Origin of the sequence: Devosia faecipullorum, assembly GCF_015158295.1 — a bacterium.
In the GTDB taxonomy this organism is placed as follows: Bacteria; Pseudomonadota; Alphaproteobacteria; order Rhizobiales; family Devosiaceae; genus Devosia; species Devosia faecipullorum.
On sequence record NZ_JACDXV010000001.1, the window covers coordinates 104,777 to 127,569 of the forward strand.

Below are 22,793 nucleotides of genomic sequence, written 5' to 3' on the forward strand. Positions count from 1 at the left end.
GCCGAGGGTGGTGCTTGTGCGTCTCCCGACTGCCTATTGAAACGCCGTCTCGGCAAAGCTGCGCAGCTTGCGCGAATGCAGCCGTTCCGCCGGCTGATCGCGCAGAATTTCCATGGCCCGCAAGCCGACCAGCAGATGCTGGTTGACCTGCGTCCGGTAAAAATCCGAGGCCATGCCGGGCAACTTCAATTCGCCATGCAGCGGCTTGTCGGAGACGCAGAGCAGGGTGCCGTAGGGCACGCGGAAGCGGAAGCCATTGGCGGCGATTGTGGCGCTTTCCATGTCGAGGGCCACGGCGCGCGACTGGCTCAATTGCCGTGTGATCGCCACCTGATCCCAGAGTTCCCAATTGCGGTTGTCGAAGGTCGCCACCGTGCCGGTGCGCATGATCTTCTTGGTTTCGACGCCCTGGGTCTGGGTGATTTCTTCCACCGCCTGTTCCAGCGCCACCTGCACTTCAGCAAGCGCGGGAATCGGCACGGAGAGCGGCAGGTCGGCGTCGAGCACATGGTCCTCGCGCACATAGGCATGGGCCAGAACGTAATCGCCCAGTTCCTGCGAATTCCGAAGGCCCGCGCAATGGCCCAGCATGATCCAGGCATGGGGCCGCAGCACGGCGATATGGTCGGTAATGGTCTTGGCGTTGGACGGGCCGACGCCGATATTGACCATCGTAATACCTTTGCCGCGCTCGGCGACCAGGTGATAGGCGGGCATTTGCGGGCTGCGAACCGGCACAGTGCCGGAGACGCCGCCGCCGGTCAGCATATTGTCGGTGACGACATTGCCCGGCTCGACAAAGCGCTGATAGACCTCGTGGCCGTTCTTCAGATGCTCCTTGGCGATGCGGCAGAATTCATCGATGTAGAAGGCGTAATTGGTGAAGATCACGAAATTCTGGAAATGGTCGGCATCGGTGCCGGTATAATGGGCCAGCCGGAACAGCGAATAGTCGACGCGCGGCGCGGTGAAGGCCGATAGTGGATAAGGTCCGCCGCGTGGCGGCACATAGGTGCCATTGGCGATTTCGTCATCGGTATTGGCCAGGTCCGGCACGTCGAACAGGTCGCGCAGCGGCACGTCCATGGCATTGAGCGTCGCGCCATCCACATGATCGCGCGGCCCCAGCGCGAAATGCAGCGGAATCGGGGTTTCAGACTCGCCCACATCGATCGTGCCGCCATGATTGGCGAGGATGACCGCGAACTGCTCCTGCAAATAACCCTTGAACAGGTCCGGCGCCGTCACCGTGGTGCGGTAGAGCCCCGGCGTGTGCAGATAGCCATAGGGCAGGGTGCTTTCATGCTTGGAATAGCTGGTCGAACGCACTTCCACCTGTGGGTAGAAGGCGCGCACGCGCCCCTCGGGGATCGTGCCCGCCGTCAGCGCCTCGAGATGGGCCCCGATGAATTCGCAATTGCGGTGATAGATATGGGCGATATGCGCCCAGGCCGCTGCCGGATCGGTGAAGGATTGCTTTTCGAGGCGCGGCGGGGTGAGAATATTCATCTTGTCCCTTGGTGCGGTCCCGCGGATCGGGCCGCTTGGCTGGAATCGTCTTTACTGTGCAGCCCATTATAGGGGCCGTGTGACGGCTTCTCAATGTGAGGGCGATGGGCAGAAAAGCGGCCTTCACAAAGCGGTGACCCGCTCTTTTATTGCCGCAATTGTCCCCCATCTTTTGATCAGTTCATCGGCACGGCAAGCGACCCATGCATCCGATGAGCGGGAAGTGATTGGCCGCTTGTCCCCCAAGCCCTCAACAGCGCGGCGAGTTGCTTCCCCCATAGAGGCCGCCCGGCAGAGATGCCGAGGCGGCCTTTCTATTGCGGATATTTTCCCGCCATATGGGCGAAGGCGAATTCGACCAGCTCGCGCAGCACCGCGAGGTCCACATCCGCCAGCTTTTTGACATAGAGGCAGGATTTTCCGGCGCGGTGCTTGCCCAGACGGGCCAGCAATTCTGCCTGCCGCGCCGCTTCGGCGCCGTCATAGGCCACCAGCACATAGAGGCTGAATTCACCCTTGCGCGGCGCGAAGCCGATGCGGAAGGAATCGCCCTCATGGCCCGAGGCATATTTGTAGTGATATTGCCCGAAGCCGATCATCGTCCCCCAGAGCACCGGCTCGTGCCCCGAGACCTCCCGCATCATCTCGACGAGCAACCCGCTCTCAGCCCGCTTGGAGGCGTCGACGATCCGGGCCACAAATTCCTCGACGTCGCCGCTATGTGGCCGTGTCTTCTGTTCCGCCAATCCGGGTTCCTCAGGGGCTGGTATAATCAAGCAGCGGCTCGGCATTGACGTCGCCGTCATAGGTGGCATCCACCTCGTAATAGACCAGTGAAAACTCGCCATCCTTGAAGGTCCAGACGCCGGAGGAGCTGGCGTCGCCAATGCCCCGCCAATAGGAATGGGAACTGATGGTCAATGTCTCCGGGTCAAAGTCTGAATTGACCAATAGGAGATTGGCCGACATCCCGGTCATCGTGATGCTCTCCAGCGGGCTGTCGATGTCGTCCTCCACCGCATATTTGGTATCGAAGCTGGGCACAGCGAAGGGCAGCGGCGTCAGCCCTTCAAAGTCACGATGGATATAATAGGCGTGCTGGACATTATAGGCGCCTGAGCCGCAGAAGATGCGGATCAGTGTCACCTCTTCCTCCTCCGCGCTGTCGCTCCAGCTCGGCTTGTAGCTGAAAGTCCATTCCATATAGGAATCTTCGGGGAAATAGCCGCCCTCGGCGGGCTGGCAATATTCCCCGCCCGCCAAAGCGTGCAGTTTTTGTGCCTGCTTTTTGAACGAGGCGTCCTGGGCCAGCGCCGGGGTCAGTGAAAGCGCTGCCAGCGGCAGCCAAAGCAATGGACGGATCATCCAGCATCCCTTATGTCGAAGCCGAAACGCGGGGATGGCTTCCCGCGCCTCCATTCAATCAGATCGAGGCCGATATGACCGCAAAAATCATCGATGGCAAAGCATTCGCGGAAAACCTGCGCATCTCTATTGCCGGTCACGTCGCCCGCCTGAAGCAAGAGCATGAAATTACCCCCGGCCTTGCGGTGATTATTGTAGGTGAAGACCCCGCCAGCCAGGTCTATGTCAGCAACAAGACAAAGCAGACCGCCGAGGTCGGCATGAACTCGTTCAAGCATGAGCTTGCCGCCGATGTGGCGGAAGCCGACTTGCTGGCGCTTGTTCACCGGCTCAACGCCGATCCTGCCGTCCACGGCATTCTCGTGCAGATGCCGGTGCCAAAGCATATCGATGCCAACAAGGTCATCGAGGCCATCGCCCCGGCCAAGGACGTCGATTGCTTCACGCCCGCTAATGTCGGCAAGGTGCAGATCGGGCTTCCCGGTCCGGTTTCCTGTACGCCGCTCGGCTGCCTCATGCTGCTGCGCGCCGAATTGGGCAGCCTCGAAGGCAGGAACGCCGTCATTATCGGCCGCTCCAACCTGGTCGGCAAGCCGATGATGCAATTGCTGCTGCGCGATAATTGCACCGTGACCGTGGCCCATTCGCGCACGCAGAACCTTGCCGATGTGGTTCGGCAGGCCGACATCGTCGTTGCCGCCGTCGGTCGTCCTCAGATGGTCAAGGGGGACTGGATCAAGCCGGGCGCCGTGGTGATCGATGTGGGCATCAACCGCGTTCCTGCGCCGCACAAGGGTGAAGGCAAGACCCGTCTGGTTGGCGACGTCGATACAGAGGCTGCCGCCGTCCACGCCGCCGCCATTACCCCGGTGCCCGGCGGCGTTGGCCCGATGACCATTGCCTGCCTCCTCGCCAATACGATCACCACTGCCAGCCTCATCAACGGCCTCGTGCCGCCGCGCGACCTCACTGCATGAGTCTGGTTCCGCACGATCCCGGCGGCAAGGTGCGCCTGCGCCTCGGCGAGGGCGTTCGTGGCGATGTGGTGATGAGCGAGGATGGCCGCTATCGCCAGCTCATGCGCCGCTGGCTCGGCGATGTTTTCCCCGACCGCTATATTCTGTTCATCGGCATGAACCCATCCACTGCCGATGCCAGCGTAGATGATCCCACCTGCGCCCGGGAATGGACCTTCGCCCGGCGCGAGGGCTTTTCCGCCATGGTGAAATGCAATGTCGGCGATTACCGCGCCACCCACCCTAAAATGCTGGTGGCGCCTGGAATCGTCGCCGTCTCTCCCGCCAATATTCCCGCCATCCGCCAGGCAGCGCATGGGGCAGGGCGCATCGTGCTTTGCCATGGCAAGCTCAACCGGGCTCTTGCGCCCGCCGGCCAGGAAATCGTCGATACGCTTCGCGCCGACGGCCTTGATCTGTGGTGTTTCGGGGTCAATGCCGACGGCTCGCCCAAGCATCCGCTCTATTTGCGAGCCGATACGCCGCTCGTAACCTTTGCCTAGACGTCGTCTCGAATTGCTGCGGTATATTGTTCACAATCCCCGCAAAACCGGGGTTTGCCGGTTTGCCCGGGCTTGTCGGGTCGAATTTTCCGGTCCATTAACAGCTTTGCACCGTCGGGCTTTCGAAAACCCCCGGATTTCCTTGCGTTTCTAGCAGAATCGTCAAAGGTTGTCGGCGTTTTCGTTCGCCAGTGACGGCGGGCATTCACTGTGAGGAAACGCTATGAACAAAAACGATCTGGTTGGCGTCGTTGCCGACAAGGCTACGATCACCAAGGCACAGGCCGCCGAAGCGGTTGACGCAGTGTTCGAAGCCATCACCGCTTCCCTGAAGGGCGGCGAAGAGGTTCGTCTGGTTGGTTTCGGCACTTTTGCCGTCTCCCAGCGCAAGGCTTCCACCGGCCGCAACCCGGCCACCGGCGCCGAGATTCAGATTCCTGCTTCGAACCAGGCAAAGTTCAAGCCCGGCAAGGGTCTCAAGGACGCGATCAACTAAGATCGTCTGTTACGAGGCATCGCATGGAAGGCGGGACCGGGTTCCGCCTATGCTGTGCAGTGACAAGGCTGGAGTGGCCCATTGTGGTCGTCAGATCGCAGGCCGCTCCGGGCCATCGGCTCCGCGCAGGAACTGCCGGGGCCGTTTTGCTTTATAATGACAGTTGACGGCCAGGGGCGGGCACCCTAATCAGGGCTCCGTTCCGGTCTCAATGGCGCGGGCGATTAGCTCAGTTGGTAGAGCGCTTCGTTTACACCGAAGATGTCGGCGGTTCGAGCCCGTCATCGCCCACCATTCCCGCCCTCAGGGACACAATCCAAAATTTGCGCTCAACGCTGACAGTCCGTTAGCGAGAAGCGCCAAGATGCGGCACCGACGCGAATCTTGCGTGCCGCGTGAAGAAAAGCGCGTTACCGCTTCTCATTGCATAAGTTTTCCACATGAAGATGGCGCTTTCACAAAAATGTCTTCGCAATGCGATGAGGTCGCTTGACTTCACCATGGGGGGTCGGTAAACGGACCACACGTTGCGCGGACGACTTGTTCGCTAGCGCTGCGGGAGTAGCTCAGTTGGTTAGAGCGCCGGCCTGTCACGCCGGAGGTCGCGGGTTCGAGCCCCGTCTCTCGCGCCACCCTTTTTTAGGGTTTGCACGTTTTCTCCCCAAAACAGTTTCAACTTTTTGAACATGTTCTGTTCCGTTGCCAGCCTTTGGCGTCCGACTTTTCGGGCTCCGTCTGCCTGGCGGATGGCGGCCACATTGACCGGGATATAGGTCTTTTGCAGCTTCCGGTTCTGGTCAATGGAATCGCCCATCTCGGCGGAAAGCGATTCCACGGATTCCTTCGACGGCACCGGTTCGTCGCATGTCCATCAGGCGCCGCTTTTCGTCCTTACCGAACACGCGCCTGCGCAGGTCGGAAAATTCATCGACCAGCGAATCCTTGGTATAGGGTCTTGGCGGCTGCAGCCGTCCATCCTTCTCGCCTGGCTGATAGTCCCGGCTCCGGAATAGGGGGCGTCTTCATGCAGCTCGAAGGGTAGGGTGGCAATGTAGGCTTCCACCAGCCGGCGGGCTCTGGGAGAGAGAATGCCGAAAGCCGCTTCGCCAGTTTTGCCGCGCTCCACGGAGAATGCCATGTCAGACTCGCTGGCAACGGCGTGGGCCGGGGTCAGTGTTCGAGCATCAACCAGGGTAAACTGAGTATCCCAGCGCACGGCGACGATGCATGATGGTCCGCATGGCTCAGTTGATGAGCTGCAGAAAGTCGATAACAATGGCCGAGATGGCACCGACCGCTGTGACGAACACACCCACGACGAATATTGAATTGGCCCTGTCAAATTTGCGTTTGACAACAGAATCGTGGCCCAGAAACCGGGTTAGGGCAACTGCCTGAATTAGAATGCCAGCGGAGATCATCGCCAGCGTCGGCAGGTCGATCAGAGTCCATGGCAATGGGTTACTAGCCCACTGGGTTATGAAATTCAGCGAAAACGCCAGCATTATCCCGGCAACGGTCAGGGTGCCGTTTCTGAATAGCAGTTCGACCTTCTGTTCGGATGATTCTTGATCTGTCAAAAGCGGCACTCCAGAGCCTATTCCCCCAGCAAACGCCACGGCCCGCGCACGCTAGCGGCCTGGCAATTGCTTCCTCACGCGCAGACTTAAACAAACACATAGCCACGTGCCAAGAGCCCATCGACTGGCAAGAATGGATTTGCGTGATGTTAGATTAGGGCCTGGTTTCCCAATCATAACTAGGAGCGTACAGGTGCTCAGTTTTGCAATGTGGGCACCCCCACGAGAGGCCTGACTTGCCCAACTGACGTGTGTGATGGAGCCCGCTCTTCCTCTCGATGGAGTACGAGCAGTGGGGCGTGCCTTTGGGTTGGCCGTCAGCCAGGGTGTCAAAGTAGAAGCCACCCACGAACGCTTTGCCTGTGAGATCGGTTGAAAACGCCGTTAGTTGTTCGGTCTCATCGTCTTTGGAGCGCGCTTCTCCCCTGGCATCTTGGAGCTGTATCCTAACGTCGGATAGTTGCCCCATGAGAGGCACTAGCTGCGCTCGTTGGGCCGCCTAATCCATACTGCGATCGAGTTGCCTGAGATCCTTTGTAATTTGAATCGCGGTCGAGACACCCGCAAGGGCAGCGACCCAGTCAACCATGACCATCCTCCGAAACCCTAGACATGAGCGCTTCGCCCTGGCGCTCGCCAAGGGCAGCCGTCTGCTCCGGCGGGCAAGGTCAGCGTCTTTACAATTTCGGGTTCCACCCATTCGTACATGCCGACTTGGCGGTGTTGACTGAAGTCTGCGCAGGCCCGCTCATGCCAGTCATGGGCGCTTTGCGGCGTCGTGCTCGGCTGTGGAGGCTTGGTCAAGGTGTAGGTTGCGCCGGTCGCGGTATCGATCGGCACAGCGCCGGAACCGGGCGCAAAATTGACGTGACCAAGATACATGCAGGGCATGTGGTCGCCGCCTACATTTTCGACTGAAATCGTGCATTCGACTTCTGCACGCTGTTCGAAAAATCTTAGGCTGGGTGCGAATTCAACGGCATGCGAAAAAGCTTCGCGATCATTGGCAGTTCCGCCCAATTCGGCAGAATGCTCGCCATCGCTGATCGCCAGGCCCAATGCGCGCGATCGAACGGGATATTGGGGAGTTCTCATGCGGCCGATGATCTTCGCCCGCCTGTGGAGAGCCCATTGCGGTGCCGCCGCAATGGACGAAGAAGGCGCCGTAGGTTTTGCGGAAGGAGCGCGTATCGAGCGGCGCGTCAAACACCGATCGCATCGTCAGCCGCCTTTCACCCACCCAGGCATCCCAGATCTGCTGTCCTTGAGCGGCAACAGGATGAAGCGAGCCATTCCGGTGGAGAGCTCAAGCGCCTCAACGCCGGAAGCGTATCTGAAGGCGAGAACACGGACTGCACCGTGCTCGATGAACCGCTTCCTCGGTCGTGGCGGCAAGGCTGTTGATGATCGGCTGAGCGACATCCACCGCCGGCGGAAAGGCGGAAAGCAGGTCGCCAGACCATTGAGCTGCGTCGAGAGCACCAGCGGCTCGGTGCCCGGCGGTCGCACTAAATATCCCCTTGCCTCGAGGACATCGAGCGCCTGTTCCCGCGCTGGAACAGAGTAAGACGATTCCAGGCTTCTGCCGCGGGTTCTGGCCGCAGCATTATTCGACCTATGAGAACCGATCCTGCCCTGTTCCGATGCCGCTTGATTGCTCCGCCCTATAGCTTCCGTCGAACTTTCTATGGCCTTAGCTTGGCCGTTGTCCGCTTGGCGAGCCCGGCGTCAGCGCATGCGGTGGACGTGCAACCAGCTAGCGCCCGCGCAGTCAAAAATCGGCACTGCCTGCTGGGGACTGCCCTTCTCTAGCGGCAGCATGACAACGCGGGAGGAATCCCAACCGGCAACGAGCACGCAATCGGGCCGCACAGCGATGTGCTGTGGCCAATGCACGCCCGTATCGACTTCGCCGATCAGTTTCGGCTCTTCCGCGCTCACATCGAAGGTGGCGAGTGTATCGTAGGAGCGATTGGCCAAATACACATGCCGGCCATCGGCGCTGCGCCGGATGTCGCCGGGGTAGTTGCGTTCCCAGCGCGATTTCGCAGGGCCGGTGCACTGGGTGCTGCGGATATTCGCCCAGTCCCCAGCCGTTCCGCCAAGATGTCCGGTGATCAGGATTTCGCCCAGTTCACCACTTACGGCGAGGCGGCCATCTTCCAGAATGACGCCGTGGCGCGGACCTGTACCTGGCGGCACGGGCGTCGTCCGCACTTCGGTGAGGATTTCGGAATTGTCCTTGGTGAGGTCCAGGGTGAACTCGCGCACGCAATCTGCGCCCAGATCGATGACAATGAGCGTTTCGCCCTTGAAAAAGGCCTGATGGGGATGGGCGTCCTCCTGCCGGGACGCGTCGGGTCCGCTGCCGGACAGTTTGACCAGCGAAACGGGACCATCGAATGTCCCGTCCGGGCCGAGCTTTTGTAGCGTCAGCGTGCTGGTAGTGTAATTGACTGCAATCAGCAGGCGACCGCTGGGATCGACGGTGAGATCGCAGGGCTCGACCCCCATGCTCAGCGTGGCGGCGATGCGTTCCTCGCGGCTGGAATCGATATGCCACGCAAAAAGCCGACCTTCTTCGACGCCTGCGGTGCCATAAATCACGGGAATTGAGGGATGTGCGGCAAGTGAGGATAACTGCCCCACAGTGTCGATCTGGTGGCCGGACCAACCCGCATCGCCTTCCGTCCACAGCCAGAGACCATGTTCGTCCCCCACGCCGCGAGAGGCGACAAGCAGAACTTCATTCGATTCGAAAACTTTGCCACTCATGCTTTTACTCCGATGAGCCTGCCCCGAAACCTTCCCAGGTTGCCACGATTTCGCCCTTGGCGAGGATTGAAGCTTTTCTCAGCAAAGCGAAGGGCATGCAAACATGATTTGGATGATCTCGAGCCGGCATCCCACCGGCAGCGGTGGTGGCTCACCTCTGGCTCGATAACGCGGCCTGCCGCGCTCTTCCGACATGCGTTTCAGAACTCACCCTGGGCGCGTTCACCAAATGCCATGGCCGGGATAATCATCGCGATGGGGGCCGGCGGGAGCAAGGTCCGTCGACAAGGACTTCGAGCCTGCATCGATGCAGGCACGGTGGGGGTCGGGATGGCTGGTGACGGTGGCAATGACCCGCACGGCGGTGTTGAGCGTGGCATTTGCAGTAGATTCACCGTAAGGGCGCATGTGCGGACGAAAAGACACGTTCTGCGGCAAATGCTTGAGCGCCGGGACGGCAGAAGCATCAACATGGCGACGGTGGCGTCTTCGCTGAAGATCGTCCCCAGCCTGGCCGCCGATCCCATCTCAGAGGCCGCTGTCGTCGGACTGACCAAGTCGCTCGCAGCGGATTATACGGCCAGCAATATTCGCGTAAACGCGATCTGCACCGGTACTGTGGACAGCCCCAGACTGCACGAGAGATGGCACATCACCGTCGACTTCGAAGCGGCAAGGCGGGCGTTCATCGGCCGGCAGCCGACCGGTCCATCGCGCGGGCGGGAGAGGGTGCTGATATCGCCGTTTATCTGGCTGACGCAACCTATATGACCGGCCAGGCCCACATCATCGACAGCGGCTGGACCGCCTGAGGTCCGGCTTGCCGGAAGCCGTACGCGGCGTTGCCGGGTGCAGCGGCATGTGCTGGCACGTTCATATGTTCGGCTATGATCACGTTGAGGCATCTGAGCTGTTGGCAATTTCCAGCAGCGCGTCGGCATGGCATGGGCCTCCCAGCGGGCACCAGCAGGCAAGGTTCTTGCCCGACAGAGCCGCGCGTATCTCGGCGTCGCTCGGGTATCCGGCGGCCTCTCGCATCTTGGCGTCGGCCAGCATGGCCCTGAACATCCCAACGGAGCTGGCCCGGTCGGGAGCCACCTTTCCCAATGCGCCCGCTTTGCCGATGGGAAAGGGATTGCCCCATTTGCTCGGCCGGCAGACCTTCAATGTGTGCTCAGGCATTCGCCATCCCTTGTGGCGGGAGAGTTGAACACGGACTGGCTTGGATTCTCTCGACATGCAAGGCTCCGAGGCTGCGCTGACGACGACAAGCACGATAAACCCACCCGTCGCGACCTGTCTCGAATTCTATTGGCTCGAATTCGAGCGGCGCGCTGTGCAAGTTTTTGCGGATAAAAACCCTCCTGCCGAACCGGAGGCCATCGGTTTCGCGCGTTCGATCGCCAGAGGCTTCATTTCGTTGTGAACCGGGTGATCTGGTCCCGGAGCAGGATCATATTAGACAAGTGGTTCCCGATCTCATGAGGTGTCGCAATGCCCCGAACGCTTGCCGCTCCAGTCGATCGCCTCCGTCGCCGCTTGCTGGCAGCGATTGCTGTCACGCCCGTGCTCGCATTGCAGCTACCGGCGCAAGGACAGGAGGCGCCCGTGGTGATCCCGCCACCACAATCCGATTTGGACGAAAGCGGCGACAATGCCGTGGCCGTTTTGGCCGGGGGATGCTTCTGGGGTGTGCAGGGGGTATTCCAGCGGGTGAGGGGCGTGAAGAGCGCTGTTTCCGGCTATGCCGGCGGATCGGCCGAAACCGCCACCTATGACTTGACCACACGCGGCGATACCGGCCATGCCGAGGCGGTCGAGATCACCTACGATCCCCGAGAAGTCAGCTTTGGCACGCTTCTGCAAGTCTATTTTTCTGTCGCGCATAACCCCACGCAACTGAATTTTCAGGGACCGGATCGCGGCACGCAATATCGCTCCGCAATTTTCGTGCTTGATCAGGCGCAGGAGAAAATCGCCCGTGCCTATATTGCCCAACTCGACGATGAGGGTCTGTTCGATGGGCCGATCGTCACCACGCTCGAGCCCTTGGACGTGTTCTATCCGGCCGAACAATATCATCAGGATTTTTTGACCCTGAATCCGACCTGGCCCTATATTGTCATCCACGATCTTCCCAAGATCCAGGCGCTGGAGCGGCTATTTCCCTCCCTGTTTCGGGCCGAGCCGATATTGGTGGGCATGCTGCCGCCGGCTTAGGGCTGCAGCCGTGAGGAGCGGACGACGGCAATACCCTTCCGGAACCGGTCGCACGGATGAACGTTGCCATTTTTGAGACCCTGAAATGGGAGAGACGGCATGCGCATGACCGGCACGATCGTTTTCGTCAGTGTGGTTTCCGGACTGCCCATCGGCGCGGTCGGCGCGGCCGACATCATAACCGTTCCAGTTTCGACCCAGTCGGCGCTGCCTCTATACCAGGACGCCGCATTCGACTGGGGCGGCTTTTATGCCGGAATTTATGGCGGGATTCAGAACAGTGGGGCTGGAGGGCAGCAATTTGGCGCGGGGCTCAATGCCGGCGTTAACGCCCAATTCGACTTCTATCTCTTCGGCGCCGAGGTGGCGGTAACCGGTTTGGCCGATAACGGGGCCGGCGAAACAGCCTATGGCCAGATCCTTGGCCGGGCAGGGCTCGTCGTAACCGATGACGTGTTGCTTTACGCCGCCGGAGGTTACGGCATCGATCTGGGTCCGCCTGCCGAAGAAGACGTGCTGATCGGCGGAGGTGTCGAATTCGCGGTAGCCGATTCCGTGTCGGTGCGCGCCCAATACCTGCATGGCTTCCCGACCCTGGGCGGAAATCCCAAGGACCAAGTGGCCATTGGCGCGAACTTTCACTTTTAACGCCCTGTCCCGTGCCGATGAAGGAAGTTGCTACCGAATGGCGGCGTCCAATGGCCTGATTCCCATTCGCACGCGAGTTGAGGTCTCGATTCGCTTAGGCTGGGCGGTGGAAGGCCTTGCCGATTGCGTTTGCGGCCGGAATGTGGCAGCGTCCGCCTCATTCCGGCGACAGGATTGACTGCCACGATCGCAATTTGCTCAATGAAAGACGCCTGGAAGCTGGCTTTTGTATCAAATTGAACCAATTCCGGGGCATTCCTGCAACAGGTGCCTGAAAATGGTCATCAAATTTTATCCGCACTTCTCAATTTGAGAGGTGGTGGGGTTGTCAGCCCCGCGCCTGTGGGGCATTTATCGGATCGACTACGGTTAACTCTATTGGGAGTGCAAGATATGTTTGTACGTTCTCTCGCTATCGGCGTTTCCGCCGCAGCTCTTATGGTTGGTGGCGCTCAGGCCGCTGACCTGATCATCCCGACCACCCCGCAGCCGGTTTACACCGCTGCTGGTTTTGACTGGGAAGGCCTCTATGCTGGTGTCCGTCTGGGCGGCCAGTTCATTGGTGCCAACGCAGGTCAGTATGCTGGCGCCTCCAACAGCACCACCTATGGTGTTATCGGTGCCGCCGTCGGCGTGAACTTCATCCCGGTCGACCCGGTCCTGCTCGGTATCGAAGTTACCGGCGACTACAACTGGAACAGCGCTGCAGCTGTGACCTCCACCAGCGAATTCTTCGCGAACCTGCGCGTTGGTGCCATCGTCACCGATAACGCCATGGTCTATGCACTGGGCGGCGTTGGTATCTCCAATGACGGCGTCACTTCTCAGGGCGTGTACCAGCTGGGTGGTGGTGTTGAGTTTGCCGTTACCGACGCTGTCACCGTCCGCGGTGAAGTCGTTGGCCAGGGCGACTTCCGCTCGGAAGTCGGCGACACCTTCTTTGAATCCGCCAAGGCAACTGTCGGCGTGTTCTACCACTTCTAAGAACGTTGCGTGGCGGGGCGACATCGCCCCGCTGCCAGTTTCTTGCAGCCCATTTCGGCGGACCGATCATATCGGGCCGCCGTTTTGGTTTTTTGGCGAGAATCACGGGATGCACGGGAGGCGGGCTGTCGGCGCATTCGGCTGGACCTGGGGAACTGCTGTGCGGTTACCAGAACTCCCGATTGATGTGGAAAATCTGATCGTCTCCTGCAAATTGCCGGGTAAGTCAGTGCAGAAGTGCCGCCTTTGTTACATGATAATTTTTATCATATTTTCTTTCCCTTGAAACGTTTTGGGGGAAGGTCTAAGCCCTTCGGCATCACCTGTGCGTCGGCTGGTTTGCCCCAATTGCAGACGAGCCCGCGCCCATCACGGCCGCCTCGGCCGCTTGAACTTTAGGCTGCCGCATGACCGATCTGCTCAGCAATTATCTGCCCATCGTCATCTTTATTGCACTTGCGGCAATTATTGGCGGTGCGCTTCTGGTTGCGCCTTTCCTCGTGTCGCTGAAGCGCCCCGACCCCGAGAAGCTCTCCGCATTCGAAGCGGGCTTCGAGGCGTTTGGCGATGCGCGCATGAAGGTGGATGTGCGCTTTTATCTGGTCGCTATCCTGTTCATCATCTTCGACCTGGAAGTGGCGTTCCTCTTCCCCTGGGCCGTCGCCTTCCGTGAAGTGGGCTGGTTCGGTTTCTGGTCGATGATGATCTTTCTCGGCGTGCTGACCATCGGCTTTATCTATGAATGGCGTAAGGGAGCTCTGGAATGGGATTGACCCCGTCCAGTTCGACACTGGTTACCCCGCGTCCCTCGGGCGCGCTCGATCCTGCGACCGGCAAGCCTGTTGGCGCCGATGATCCGTTCTTCGCCGGCGTCAATAACGAGCTTGCTGACAAGGGTTTTCTCGTCACGACCGTGTCACAGCTCATCACTTGGGCGCGCACCGGTTCGTTGATGTGGATGCAGACGGGTCTGGCCTGCTGCGCCGTGGAAATGATGCAGATGTCGATGCCGCGCTACGACATCGAACGTTTCGGTACGGCACCGCGCGCTTCGCCGCGCCAGTCTGACGTGCTGATCGTCGCGGGAACGCTGACCAACAAAATGGCTCCGGCCCTGCGCAAGGTCTATGACCAGATGCCGGAGCCGCGCTACGTCATCTCCATGGGCTCCTGCGCCAATGGCGGTGGCTATTATCACTATTCCTATTCCGTGGTGCGGGGCTGTGACCGCGTGCTGCCGGTGGACGTCTACGTTCCTGGCTGCCCGCCGACGGCCGAAGCGCTTCTCTACGGCATTTTGTTGCTGCAGAAGAAAATCCGCCGCGACGGCACGATCGAACGATAGGGCAGGGGCATGGACGAGACAATTGTTATCGACCCGCTCGTGGCGCTCGGCGAACACATCACCACGTCCCTGGGTGACGCGGTCCTGGGCTTCGAAGTGGCGTTCGGCGATCTGGCGGTCACCGTGCAGCGCGATTCGATCGTCAATGTGGCGACATTCCTGCGCGATGATCCGAAATGTCGTTTTATCGGCTTCGTCGATGTCTGCGGTGCCGACTACCCGGCGCGGGAATTCCGCTTCGACGTGGTCTATCATCTGCTGAGCCCGCATCTGAACCAGCGCATCCGCGTCAAGCTCGAAACCGACGAGGCCACTCCCGTGCCCTCTATCTGCGACGTGTTCTCCGGTGCGGACTGGTTCGAACGCGAAACCTACGACCTATATGGCGTGCAATTCTCGGGTCACCCCGACCTGCGGCGCATCCTCACCGATTATGGCTTTGACGGGCACCCGCTGCGCAAGGACTTCCCGCTCACCGGCTTCGTGGAAGTCCGTTACGACGAAGAACGCAAGCGCGTGGTCTACGAGCCCGTCAAGCTGACGCAGGAATTCCGCTCGTTCGATTACCTGTCGCCTTGGGAAGGCACCGACTATGTGCTGCCCGGCGACGAGAAGGCGAAGAACTGATGTCTGAAGTCGAAGTCCGCAACTTCACGCTCAATTTTGGTCCGGTTCATCCGTCGGCGCACGGCGTGCTGCGCATGATTCTGGAGCTGGACGGCGAACTGGTCCAGCGCGTAGATCCGCATGTCGGCCTGTTGCATCGCGGCACAGAGAAGCTGATCGAATCCAAGACCTACCTTCAAGCGGTGCCTTATTTCGATCGCCTCGATTATGTGGCTCCGATGAACCAGGAGCATGCTTTCGCGCTGGCCGTGGAGCGAATGCTGGGGATCGACGTGCCGCGTCGCGGCCAACTCATCCGCGTGCTCTACTCCGAAATCGGGCGCCTCTTGGCCCACCTGATGAACGTCACGACGCAAGCCATGGATATTGGCGCGCTGACCCCGCCGCTCTGGGGATTCGAACAGCGTGAAAAGCTCATGGTGTTTTATGAGCGCGCTTCAGGTGCCCGCATGCATGCTGCCTATTTCCGCCCCGGTGGTGTCCATCAGGACTTGCCGCAAGCGTTGATCGACGACATTGCGGCGTTCTGCGAGGAATTTCCCAAGGCACTGGACGATATTGATACGCTGCTGACCGAAAACCGCATCTTCAAGCAGCGCAACGTCGATATTGGCGTCGTGAGCCTTGAAGAGGCATGGGGGCAGGGCTTCTCCGGAACGATGGTGCGCAGTGCCGGCGCGGCGTGGGACTTGCGCAAGGCGCAGCCCTATGACTGCTATGCCGAAATGGAGTTCGACGTTCCGGTCGGTTCCAGTGGCGATTGCTATGACCGCTACCTGATCCGCATGGAAGAAATGCGCCAGGCGAACCGCATCATGCAGCAATGCATCGCCAAGCTGAATGCGGCAGACGGCAAGGGGCCGGTCGCGTCCACTGACGGCAAGGTCGTTCCGCCCAAGCGCGGCGAGATGAAGCGCTCGATGGAAGCGCTGATCCATCACTTCAAGCTCTATACCGAGGGCTACAAGGTGCCGGCCGGCGAGATCTATGCCGCCGTGGAAGCCCCCAAGGGCGAATTCGGGGTCTATCTGGTGGCCGACGGCACCAACAAGCCCTATCGCTGCCATATCCGTGCTCCGGGCTTCGCGCACCTGAGCGCCATGGATCGTCTGTGCCGCGGCCACATGCTGGCCGACGTGACGGCGATCCTGGGTTCGATTGATATTGTGTTCGGAGAGGTTGATCGCTGATGGCTACGCGACGCCTTGCAGACGAGTCGGTGCAACCGGCAAGTTTTGCCTTTACCGCAGAAAATCAGGCCTGGGCTGAAAAGCGCATCGGGCTCTATCCGCCCGGCCGGCAGCAATCGGCTGTCATTCCGCTGCTGATGCGTGCGCAGGATCAGGAAGGCTGGGTCACTCGCGCGACCATCGAGACAATCGCGGAAATGCTGGGCATGCCATATATCCGCGTGCTGGAAGTGGCCACCTTCTACACCCAGTTCCAATTGGTGCCGGTGGGTAAGCGGGCCCATATCCAGGTCTGCGGCACGACGCCTTGCATGTTGCGAGGCGCCGAAGGGCTGATCGATGTTTGCAAGAACAAGATTCACCCCGAACCGCATCACCTCAATGAAGATGGCTCGATGAGCTGGGAAGAAGTGGAATGTGCCGGCGCCTGCGTGAATGCGCCCATGGTTGCCATTTTCCACGACACCTATGAGGATCTGACACCGGAACGCCTGGAAGAAATCATCGACGCTTTCCAGTCCGGAAACGGCGCCAGCATCAAGCCAGGACCGCAGGTCGATCGGCAATTTGCTGCGGCGGAAGGCGGCCAGACGACATTGCTGGAACAGCCCAGCGCCAAGCGGGAGAAGTTCGTGCCGCCGCCGGCTGCCGACGCACCCGCCGTGGCCGCACCTGCCGCACCAGCACCTACTACAGCAGGCAAGCCCAAGGATGTCGCCGAGGAAAACGCTCCGGCGCTCAAGGGAACGCCGGCGGATGCCAAGGTGTCCGTCGCCAAGGCCGAAGGCGAACGCAAAGCCGCCGCGCGCTCTGCCAAGGCGGAAAGTGGCGAGCCGAACAAGGCCATGCGCGAAGATGCCGTGGGCGCCGAAGTGCCTGGCGGCAAAGTTGATGGTGGCAAGGCGGTCGGCAAGGCCAGCGCGGTCGCACCCGCCGAGGGTGGCACCTCGACTTCGGCCAAGAAGGCCAAGAATGCTGCCAAGCCGGTAGAGGCCAGCCCAAGGGAAGTGACGCCGACCGCCGAGAAGGGCGGGCCTGCACAGCCTCTATTCGAGCGCCCCGCTGGCGAGCCCGACGACCTCAAGCTCATTTCAGGCGTCGGTCCCGTGCTGGAAGGCCGGTTGCATGCTTTGGGCATTACCACCTATGCGCAGATCGCCGGATTCAAGCAGACCGATATCGCCCGTGTCGATGAGGTGCTGAATTTCCGAGGCCGTATCGAGCGCGACGAATGGGTCAAGCAGGCCAAGGCGCTCGCCAAGGGCGGCGTCGAGGAATACCGCAAGGTGTTCGGGAAGGACCCGCGCTAAATGGCCAGTCGCAAGATCAACTTTGGCACGCTGACCCTGATGGACTACGCGATCGGCGTGATCCTGACGCTGGTCGCCACTGCCATGGTGACGGGTCTTGAGATGGCTGCAAATCTCACCCTGCCGAGCTTTATGGCTTCGGCAGCCGGGGCGGCGATCGGTATTGCCGCCTGGTTCACTTATCTGTTGAAGCGGAAAAGCTGATCATGCTCGCTGACAAGGATCGCATTTTCACCAATCTCTACGGCCGTCACGACTGGACGCTCGAAGGCGCGCGCCAACGCGGCGCTTGGGATGGGACCAAGGGATTCATCGACAACGGCCGGGACTGGATCGTCAACGAGGTCAAGGCCTCGGGCCTGCGTGGTCGCGGCGGCGCGGGGTTCCCCACAGCGCTCAAATGGACCTTCATGCCCAAGGAAGGCGCCGGCGACGGCCGTCCCTGCCAGCTTCTGGTCAATGCCGACGAATCCGAGCCCGGCACCTGCAAGGACCGCGAGATTTTGCGGCACGATCCGCACCATCTGGTCGAGGGTTGCCTCTTGGCCGGCCGCGCCATGGGCGCGCACATTGCCTATATCTACGTGCGCGGCGAGTTCATCCGTGAGCGGCAGAACTTGGAAGCAGCCGTTCAGCAGGCCTATGATGCCAGGCTGATCGGCAAGAACAATATCCATGGCTGGGACTTCGACATCGTCGTTCATCATGGCGCCGGCGCCTATATCTGCGGCGAAGAGACCGCGCTGATGGAAAGCCTGGAAGGCAAGAAGGGCCAGCCGCGCCTCAAGCCGCCATTCCCGGCCGCCATGGGCGTCTATGGCAATCCCACAACCGTCAACAACGTCGAATCCATCGCCGTTGTGCCGGAAATTCTGCGCCGCTCTGGCGCCTGGTTCGCCTCCATTGGCCGCGCCAACAATACCGGCACCAAGTTGATGTGTGTGTCGGGCCATGTGAACAGGCCCGCTACCTTCGAAGAAGCCATGGGCCTTACCTTCGAGGAAATCATCGAAAAGCATTGCGGCGGTATTCGCGGTGGCTGGGATAACCTGCTGGCTGTGATCCCCGGCGGCTCTTCGGTGCCTTGCGTGCCGGGCGAGAAAATCCGCAATGCCGTCTACGACTTTGATGGCTTGCGCGACGTCGGCTCCTCAATGGGCACGGCTGCGATCATCGTCATGGACAAGTCCACCGATATCATCAAGGCCATCTGGCGCCTGTCGGTTTTCTACAAGCATGAAAGCTGCGGCCAGTGTACGCCCTGTCGCGAAGGCACCGGCTGGATGATGCGCGTCATGGAGCGCATGGTGCAGGGCCGCGCGCAGAAGCGCGAGATCGACATGCTGTTCGAAGTGACCAAGCAGATCGAAGGCCACACCATCTGCGCGCTGGGTGACGCCGCTGCCTGGCCGATCCAGGGATTGATCCGCAACTTCCGTCATGTGATCGAAGAGCGGATTGATCAATATACCTATTCGTCCACCAGCGACGGCGCCGTGCCGTCGATCGCTGCGGAGTAAGTCGATGGCTTCCATCAAGGTTGACGGCCTGCTCGTCGAAGTTCCAGACCATTATACCCTCATGCAGGCCGCCGAAGCAGCCGGCGCTGAAATTCCGCGTTTCTGCTACCATGAACGCCTGTCCGTGGCCGGAAATTGCCGCATGTGCTTGGTGGAAGTGAAGGGCGGCCCGCCCAAGCCGCAGGCCAGCTGCGCCATGGCCGTACGCGACCTGCGCCCCGGTCCGAACGGCGAACCGCCCGAAATGTTCACCAACACGCCCATGGTCAAGAAGGCCCGCGAAGGCGTGATGGAATTCCTGCTGATCAACCATCCGCTCGATTGCCCGATCTGCGATCAGGGCGGTGAATGCGATTTGCAGGACCAGGCCATGGCCTATGGCGTCTCCGGCTCGCGCTTTTTCGAGAACAAGCGCGCCGTCGAAGACAAATATATGGGCCCGCTGATCAAGACCTCGATGAACCGCTGCATTCACTGCACGCGCTGCGTCCGCTTCACCACCGAGGTCGCCGGCATTTCCGAACTCGGCCTGATCGGTCGTGGCGAGGACGCCGAGATTACCCCTTATCTGGAACGGGCGCTGACCAGCGAATTGCAGGGCAATGTCATCGACCTCTGCCCGGTCGGCGCACTGACCTCCAAGCCCTATGCGTTCAACGCGCGTCCCTGGGAATTGACCAAGACCGAGAGCATCGATGTGATGGACGCCGTTGGTTCGGCCATTCGCGTCGATAGCCGTGGCCGCGAAGTCATGCGCGTTCTGCCCCGGATCAATGAGGCCATCAACGAGGAATGGATCTCGGACAAGACCCGGTTCATCTGGGATGGTCTCAAGAGCCAGCGCCTCGATCGCCCCTATATCCGCAAGGCCGGCAAGCTCCAGTCGGCGAGCTGGGACGAGGCGCTTGCCGCCGTCGCCACCCGCATCAAGAAGGCCGGTAACAAGGTTGGCGCCATTGCCGGCGATCTTGCTGCCGTCGAGGAAATGTATGCGCTCAAGGCGCTGCTGGCCTCGATCGGCTCAGGCATGACCGACGTTCGCCCCGCCATGTCGGGGATCGACCCATCCATGCCGCGCTCGGCCTACATCTTCAATCCCACCATTGCCGGTATCGAAGAAGCCGACGCCATTCTCATCGTCGGTTCCAATCCGCGCAAGGAAGCGTCGCTGATCAATGCCCGCATCCGCAAGTCCTGGCGCGCAAAGGGATTGCCGATTGCACTGATCGGCGAACAGGCCGACCTCACCTATGATTATGCCTATCTCGGTTCGGGCTTCGAAACCCTGGCCGATCTGGCCGCTGGCAATGGTGATTTCGCAGACGTGTTGAAGAATGCCCAGCGCCCGCTGATCATCGTCGGCGAGGGTGCAGTTTCCCATGCTGCGCTCGGCAAGCAGGCGGGTCGCGACACTATCGCCCTGTCGGCCAAGCTGGCGACGGGCGCCAATGTCGCCGAAGGCTGGAATGGCTTTGCGCTGCTGCACAATGCGGCGAGCCGCGTCGGCGGCCTCGACATCGGCTTCGTGCCGCATGACGGTGGTGTCTGCTCGGCCGACCAGATCGCTCTGGCCGGCAAGGGGGAACTCGACGTTCTGTTCCTGCTCGGAGCCGACGAATACGACACCGCTGCCATGGGCAAGGCTTTCGTGGTTTATATCGGTTCGCATGGCGACAGGGGTGCTCACCGCGCCGACGTCATTCTGCCGGGCGCGACCTATACCGAGAAGTCGGGCACTTATGTGAATACTGAAGGCCGGGTGCAGGTCACCAATCGTGCTGTGTTCCCTCCGGGCGACGCCAAGGAAGACTGGGCCATCGTTCGCGCGTTGAGCGGCGCTATGGGTCAGGCTCTGCCCTATGGCTCATTGGCCCAGCTGCGGTCGGCGCTTTACGCTGACTTCCCGCATCTGGCCCGCATCGATGAGATCAGCGCCGGATCCGTCACTGATGTCGCCAAGCTGGCCAAGGCTGGCATCAAGACCAAGAGCGCGCCCTATGCGTCGCCGGTCGCCGATTTCTATCTCAGCAATCCGATTGCGCGCGCTTCCGCCGTCATGGGCGAATGTGCCGCAATGGCCGCCGGCCTCCAGCAGGCCGCGGAATAGGGGAGCATTATGGACTTCATTCTCGCTGCCCTCGATTATCTGCTCGGCATCCCGTTCCTTGGCTGGGGCGTGCAAGTCGGGTTCATCTACAAGGCGCTTGCGCTTCTCGTATTCCTGCTGCTGTTCACTGCCTTCATCCTGCTGGCCGACCGCAAGGTCTGGGCAGCGGTGCAGATGCGTCGCGGTCCAAACGTCGTCGGCCCGTTCGGCCTGCTCCAGAGCTTTGCCGACTTGCTGAAATTTGCAGTGAAAGAGCCGATCATTCCTGCGGGCGCCGACAAGGTATTGTTTCTTGCCGCGCCGCTGATCACGGCAACCCTTGCCTTGGCGGGCTGGGCCGTCGTGCCGGTCTTCGATGGCTGGGCCATGGCCAATATCAATGTGGGTATTCTTTACCTGCTGGCGATTTCCTCGCTTGGCGTCTATGGCGTCATCATCGGCGGTTGGGCCTCGAACTCGAAATATCCGTTCTTCGGCTCGATCCGTGCTGCCGCGCAGATGGTTTCCTATGAGGTCTCCATCGGTCTCGTCATCATCACCGTGCTGCTCTGCGTCGGGTCGTTGAACCTCAACGACATCGTCATTGCGCAGCGGGAAATGGGTCTGGCTCACGCCCTGGGCGTGCCGTGGCTCAGCTTCCTCAACTGGTTCTGGTTGCCGCTCTTCCCGATGTTCGTGGTGTTCTACATTTCGGCCCTGGCCGAAACCAACCGCCCGCCTTTCGACTTCGCCGAAGGTGAATCCGAACTCGTCGCCGGCTTCATGACAGAATATTCGGCCACGCCCTACATGCTGTTCATGCTGGGTGAATACATCTCCATCCTGTTGATGTGCGCCATGACCACGATCCTGTTCCTGGGTGGCTGGGCCGCGCCCGTCGACCTGCCGCCCTTCACCTGGATTCCGGGCGTCGTCTGGTTCTTCCTGAAGGTCAGTCTTGTCTTCTTCATGATCGCCATGGCCAAGGCCATCGTGCCTCGCTACCGCTATGACCAACTCATGCGCATTGGTTGGAAACTGTTCCTGCCACTGTCGCTGCTGATGGTCGTGATCGTTGCTTTCGTTCTCCAGCTCACCGGCTGGGGCTGGCACGGAGGAATCGCCTGATGCGCACCGCCGGACAAATCCTCAATACCCTGCTGCTGCGCGAATTCGTTTCGGCCTTTTTCCTGGCCATGCGCTATTTCTTCGCGCCCAAACCCACGGTGAACTATCCGTTCGAAAAGGGGCCGGTGTCTCCGCGCTTTCGGGGAGAGCATGCCCTGCGCCGCTATCCCAATGGCGAAGAGCGCTGCATTGCCTGCAAGCTCTGCGAAGCTATCTGCCCGGCCCAAGCCATCACCATCGAAGCTGGCCCGCGCCAGAATGACGGTACTCGCCGCACGATCCGCTACGACATCGACATGGTGAAGTGCATCTATTGCGGCTTCTGCCAGGAAGCTTGCCCGGTGGACGCCATCGTCGAGGGGCCGAACTTCGAATTCGCAACCGAAACGCGTGAGGAATTGTACTTCTCCAAGGAGAAGCTCCTCAGCAATGGTGATCGTTGGGAGCGTGAAATTGCTGCCAACCTCGCCGCCGACGCGCCCTATCGCTGA

27 protein-coding genes and 2 tRNA genes are annotated in these 22,793 nt (G+C 60.5%); 21 read left to right on the forward strand and 8 right to left on the reverse strand.

Going from position 1 to position 22,793, the window contains the following annotated elements; all coding sequences use genetic code 11:
* Positions 1–33 precede the first annotated feature (33 nt).
* The 3 genes from H0482_RS00540 to H0482_RS00550 all read right to left on the reverse strand — a co-directional run bounded on the left by H0482_RS00540 (position 34) and on the right by H0482_RS00550 (position 2,874).
* Positions 34–1,509, reverse strand: a complete 1,476-nt coding sequence (locus H0482_RS00540) for an AMP nucleosidase (RefSeq protein WP_193728092.1) — start codon at positions 1,507–1,509, stop codon at positions 34–36.
* A 314-nt stretch (positions 1,510–1,823) separates the two neighbouring features.
* The gene (locus H0482_RS00545; protein ID WP_210319047.1) at positions 1,824–2,255 is read right to left on the reverse strand and encodes a DUF1801 domain-containing protein; all 432 of its coding nucleotides are present in this window, start codon (positions 2,253–2,255) and stop codon (positions 1,824–1,826) included.
* A gap of 10 nt (positions 2,256–2,265) precedes the next feature.
* Positions 2,266–2,874: a DUF1176 domain-containing protein gene (locus tag H0482_RS00550; RefSeq protein WP_193728094.1), complete on the reverse strand. Its 609-nt coding sequence runs from the start codon at positions 2,872–2,874 to the stop codon at positions 2,266–2,268.
* 74 nt (positions 2,875–2,948) lie between these two features.
* Here H0482_RS00550 and folD point away from each other — a divergent pair, with 74 nt between their 5' ends.
* The 5 genes from folD (at position 2,949) to H0482_RS00575 (ending at position 5,521) form a co-directional block, all read left to right on the forward strand.
* Positions 2,949–3,851 carry a bifunctional methylenetetrahydrofolate dehydrogenase/methenyltetrahydrofolate cyclohydrolase FolD gene (gene folD / locus H0482_RS00555; protein WP_193728095.1) on the forward strand — a complete coding sequence of 301 codons (903 nt, stop codon included), beginning with the start codon at positions 2,949–2,951 and terminating at the stop codon, positions 3,849–3,851.
* Entirely contained in the window at positions 3,848–4,393 is a 546-nt protein-coding gene (locus H0482_RS00560; RefSeq protein ID WP_193728096.1) for a DUF1643 domain-containing protein, read from the forward strand. The genes folD and H0482_RS00560 overlap by 4 nt, the downstream gene beginning before the upstream one ends.
* Before the next feature lie 223 nt (positions 4,394–4,616).
* A complete protein-coding gene (locus tag H0482_RS00565; RefSeq protein ID WP_191772667.1) occupies positions 4,617–4,889 on the forward strand; it encodes an HU family DNA-binding protein in 273 nt (90 codons plus the stop codon).
* Positions 4,890–5,107: 218 nt separating this feature from the next.
* Positions 5,108–5,183 (forward strand) — tRNA-Val (locus tag H0482_RS00570).
* Positions 5,184–5,444: 261 nt separating this feature from the next.
* A tRNA-Asp gene (locus H0482_RS00575) sits at positions 5,445–5,521 on the forward strand.
* Between the two features lie 612 nt (positions 5,522–6,133).
* On the opposite strand, the gene H0482_RS00580 is transcribed toward H0482_RS00575, so the two are convergent.
* Positions 6,134–6,469: a hypothetical protein gene (locus tag H0482_RS00580; RefSeq protein WP_193728097.1), complete on the reverse strand. Its 336-nt coding sequence runs from the start codon at positions 6,467–6,469 to the stop codon at positions 6,134–6,136.
* Between the two features lie 606 nt (positions 6,470–7,075).
* Positions 7,076–7,528: an aldose epimerase family protein gene (locus H0482_RS00585; RefSeq protein WP_193728098.1), complete on the reverse strand. Its 453-nt coding sequence runs from the start codon at positions 7,526–7,528 to the stop codon at positions 7,076–7,078.
* Between the two features lie 34 nt (positions 7,529–7,562).
* Between H0482_RS00585 and H0482_RS00590 the strand changes: the two genes are divergently transcribed.
* Positions 7,563–8,036 carry a hypothetical protein gene (locus tag H0482_RS00590; RefSeq protein ID WP_193728099.1) on the forward strand — a complete coding sequence of 158 codons (474 nt, stop codon included), beginning with the start codon at positions 7,563–7,565 and terminating at the stop codon, positions 8,034–8,036.
* A gap of 161 nt (positions 8,037–8,197) precedes the next feature.
* Here the strand turns inward: H0482_RS00590 and H0482_RS00595 are convergent, their stop codons facing one another.
* A complete protein-coding gene (locus tag H0482_RS00595; protein ID WP_193728100.1) occupies positions 8,198–9,244 on the reverse strand; it encodes a lactonase family protein in 1,047 nt (348 codons plus the stop codon).
* A gap of 222 nt (positions 9,245–9,466) precedes the next feature.
* The gene (locus H0482_RS00600) at positions 9,467–9,652 is read right to left on the reverse strand and encodes a hypothetical protein (protein WP_193728101.1); all 186 of its coding nucleotides are present in this window, start codon (positions 9,650–9,652) and stop codon (positions 9,467–9,469) included.
* Between the two features lie 30 nt (positions 9,653–9,682).
* On the opposite strand from H0482_RS00600, the gene H0482_RS00605 reads away from it, so the two are divergent.
* Positions 9,683–10,015, forward strand: a complete 333-nt coding sequence (locus H0482_RS00605) for an SDR family oxidoreductase (protein ID WP_230989405.1) — start codon at positions 9,683–9,685, stop codon at positions 10,013–10,015.
* Between the two features lie 120 nt (positions 10,016–10,135).
* Here the strand turns inward: H0482_RS00605 and H0482_RS00610 are convergent, their stop codons facing one another.
* On the reverse strand, positions 10,136–10,483 hold the full coding sequence (locus tag H0482_RS00610) for a DUF4326 domain-containing protein (protein ID WP_193728102.1): 348 nt from the start codon (positions 10,481–10,483) through the stop codon (positions 10,136–10,138).
* On the opposite strand from H0482_RS00610, the gene H0482_RS00615 reads away from it, so the two are divergent.
* The 14 genes from H0482_RS00615 to nuoI all read left to right on the forward strand — a co-directional run bounded on the left by H0482_RS00615 (position 10,467) and on the right by nuoI (position 22,793).
* Positions 10,467–10,670 (forward strand): hypothetical protein, encoded by a 204-nt coding sequence (locus H0482_RS00615; RefSeq protein WP_193729108.1) that lies wholly within the window; start codon positions 10,467–10,469, stop codon positions 10,668–10,670. The genes H0482_RS00610 and H0482_RS00615 overlap by 17 nt on opposite strands.
* Before the next feature lie 68 nt (positions 10,671–10,738).
* A complete protein-coding gene (gene msrA, locus H0482_RS00620; RefSeq protein WP_193728103.1) occupies positions 10,739–11,464 on the forward strand; it encodes a peptide-methionine (S)-S-oxide reductase MsrA in 726 nt (241 codons plus the stop codon).
* A 99-nt stretch (positions 11,465–11,563) separates the two neighbouring features.
* Positions 11,564–12,112, forward strand: coding sequence for an outer membrane protein (locus H0482_RS00625; protein ID WP_193728104.1), 549 nt, complete (start codon positions 11,564–11,566; stop codon positions 12,110–12,112).
* Positions 12,113–12,505: 393 nt separating this feature from the next.
* Positions 12,506–13,096 (forward strand): outer membrane protein, encoded by a 591-nt coding sequence (locus tag H0482_RS00630; protein ID WP_193728105.1) that lies wholly within the window; start codon positions 12,506–12,508, stop codon positions 13,094–13,096.
* 407 nt (positions 13,097–13,503) lie between these two features.
* On the forward strand, positions 13,504–13,869 hold the full coding sequence (locus H0482_RS00635; RefSeq protein WP_193728106.1) for an NADH-quinone oxidoreductase subunit A: 366 nt from the start codon (positions 13,504–13,506) through the stop codon (positions 13,867–13,869).
* Positions 13,860–14,441: a NuoB/complex I 20 kDa subunit family protein gene (locus H0482_RS00640; protein ID WP_193728107.1), complete on the forward strand. Its 582-nt coding sequence runs from the start codon at positions 13,860–13,862 to the stop codon at positions 14,439–14,441. Before H0482_RS00635 ends, H0482_RS00640 begins: the two co-directional genes overlap by 10 nt.
* 9 nt (positions 14,442–14,450) lie before the next feature.
* Complete coding sequence (locus H0482_RS00645; protein ID WP_193728108.1) at positions 14,451–15,068, forward strand: NADH-quinone oxidoreductase subunit C; 618 nt, start codon at positions 14,451–14,453, stop codon at positions 15,066–15,068.
* On the forward strand, positions 15,068–16,258 hold the full coding sequence (locus H0482_RS00650; protein ID WP_193728109.1) for an NADH-quinone oxidoreductase subunit D: 1,191 nt from the start codon (positions 15,068–15,070) through the stop codon (positions 16,256–16,258). The genes H0482_RS00645 and H0482_RS00650 overlap by 1 nt, the downstream gene beginning before the upstream one ends.
* Positions 16,258–17,568 (forward strand): NADH-quinone oxidoreductase subunit NuoE, encoded by a 1,311-nt coding sequence (gene nuoE / locus H0482_RS00655; RefSeq protein WP_193728110.1) that lies wholly within the window; start codon positions 16,258–16,260, stop codon positions 17,566–17,568. Before H0482_RS00650 ends, nuoE begins: the two co-directional genes overlap by 1 nt.
* The gene (locus H0482_RS00660; protein ID WP_193728111.1) at positions 17,569–17,772 is read left to right on the forward strand and encodes a hypothetical protein; all 204 of its coding nucleotides are present in this window, start codon (positions 17,569–17,571) and stop codon (positions 17,770–17,772) included. It abuts the gene before it with no gap.
* 2 nt (positions 17,773–17,774) lie between these two features.
* A complete protein-coding gene (gene nuoF, locus H0482_RS00665) occupies positions 17,775–19,088 on the forward strand; it encodes an NADH-quinone oxidoreductase subunit NuoF (RefSeq protein ID WP_193728112.1) in 1,314 nt (437 codons plus the stop codon).
* A gap of 4 nt (positions 19,089–19,092) precedes the next feature.
* Complete coding sequence (gene nuoG, locus H0482_RS00670; RefSeq protein ID WP_193728113.1) at positions 19,093–21,195, forward strand: NADH-quinone oxidoreductase subunit NuoG; 2,103 nt, start codon at positions 19,093–19,095, stop codon at positions 21,193–21,195.
* 9 nt (positions 21,196–21,204) lie between these two features.
* A complete protein-coding gene (gene nuoH / locus H0482_RS00675; RefSeq protein WP_193728114.1) occupies positions 21,205–22,302 on the forward strand; it encodes an NADH-quinone oxidoreductase subunit NuoH in 1,098 nt (365 codons plus the stop codon).
* A complete protein-coding gene (nuoI, locus tag H0482_RS00680; RefSeq protein ID WP_193728115.1) occupies positions 22,302–22,793 on the forward strand; it encodes an NADH-quinone oxidoreductase subunit NuoI in 492 nt (163 codons plus the stop codon). Before nuoH ends, nuoI begins: the two co-directional genes overlap by 1 nt.

Excerpts from the sequence above, each read along its gene's own strand:
- H0482_RS00540 (WP_193728092.1), bottom strand. The coding sequence starts at position 1,509 with ATGAATATTCTCACCCCGCCGCGCCTCGAAAAGCAATCCTTCACCGAT.
- H0482_RS00550 (WP_193728094.1), bottom strand. The coding sequence starts at position 2,874 with ATGATCCGTCCATTGCTTTGGCTGCCGCTGGCAGCGCTTTCACTGACC.
- folD (WP_193728095.1), top strand. The coding sequence starts at position 2,949 with ATGACCGCAAAAATCATCGATGGCAAAGCATTCGCGGAAAACCTGCGC.
- H0482_RS00560 (WP_193728096.1), top strand. The coding sequence starts at position 3,848 with ATGAGTCTGGTTCCGCACGATCCCGGCGGCAAGGTGCGCCTGCGCCTC.
- H0482_RS00565 (WP_191772667.1), top strand. The coding sequence starts at position 4,617 with ATGAACAAAAACGATCTGGTTGGCGTCGTTGCCGACAAGGCTACGATC.
- H0482_RS00590 (WP_193728099.1), top strand. The coding sequence starts at position 7,563 with ATGCGGCCGATGATCTTCGCCCGCCTGTGGAGAGCCCATTGCGGTGCC.
- H0482_RS00595 (WP_193728100.1), bottom strand. The coding sequence starts at position 9,244 with ATGAGTGGCAAAGTTTTCGAATCGAATGAAGTTCTGCTTGTCGCCTCT.
- H0482_RS00600 (WP_193728101.1), bottom strand. The coding sequence starts at position 9,652 with ATGCGCCCTTACGGTGAATCTACTGCAAATGCCACGCTCAACACCGCC.
- H0482_RS00605 (WP_230989405.1), top strand. The coding sequence starts at position 9,683 with ATGCTTGAGCGCCGGGACGGCAGAAGCATCAACATGGCGACGGTGGCG.
- H0482_RS00610 (WP_193728102.1), bottom strand. The coding sequence starts at position 10,483 with ATGTCGAGAGAATCCAAGCCAGTCCGTGTTCAACTCTCCCGCCACAAG.
- msrA (WP_193728103.1), top strand. The coding sequence starts at position 10,739 with ATGCCCCGAACGCTTGCCGCTCCAGTCGATCGCCTCCGTCGCCGCTTG.
- H0482_RS00625 (WP_193728104.1), top strand. The coding sequence starts at position 11,564 with ATGCGCATGACCGGCACGATCGTTTTCGTCAGTGTGGTTTCCGGACTG.
- H0482_RS00630 (WP_193728105.1), top strand. The coding sequence starts at position 12,506 with ATGTTTGTACGTTCTCTCGCTATCGGCGTTTCCGCCGCAGCTCTTATG.
- H0482_RS00635 (WP_193728106.1), top strand. The coding sequence starts at position 13,504 with ATGACCGATCTGCTCAGCAATTATCTGCCCATCGTCATCTTTATTGCA.
- H0482_RS00640 (WP_193728107.1), top strand. The coding sequence starts at position 13,860 with ATGGGATTGACCCCGTCCAGTTCGACACTGGTTACCCCGCGTCCCTCG.
- H0482_RS00645 (WP_193728108.1), top strand. The coding sequence starts at position 14,451 with ATGGACGAGACAATTGTTATCGACCCGCTCGTGGCGCTCGGCGAACAC.
- H0482_RS00650 (WP_193728109.1), top strand. The coding sequence starts at position 15,068 with ATGTCTGAAGTCGAAGTCCGCAACTTCACGCTCAATTTTGGTCCGGTT.
- nuoE (WP_193728110.1), top strand. The coding sequence starts at position 16,258 with ATGGCTACGCGACGCCTTGCAGACGAGTCGGTGCAACCGGCAAGTTTT.
- H0482_RS00660 (WP_193728111.1), top strand. The coding sequence starts at position 17,569 with ATGGCCAGTCGCAAGATCAACTTTGGCACGCTGACCCTGATGGACTAC.
- nuoF (WP_193728112.1), top strand. The coding sequence starts at position 17,775 with ATGCTCGCTGACAAGGATCGCATTTTCACCAATCTCTACGGCCGTCAC.
- nuoG (WP_193728113.1), top strand. The coding sequence starts at position 19,093 with ATGGCTTCCATCAAGGTTGACGGCCTGCTCGTCGAAGTTCCAGACCAT.
- nuoH (WP_193728114.1), top strand. The coding sequence starts at position 21,205 with ATGGACTTCATTCTCGCTGCCCTCGATTATCTGCTCGGCATCCCGTTC.
- nuoI (WP_193728115.1), top strand. The coding sequence starts at position 22,302 with ATGCGCACCGCCGGACAAATCCTCAATACCCTGCTGCTGCGCGAATTC.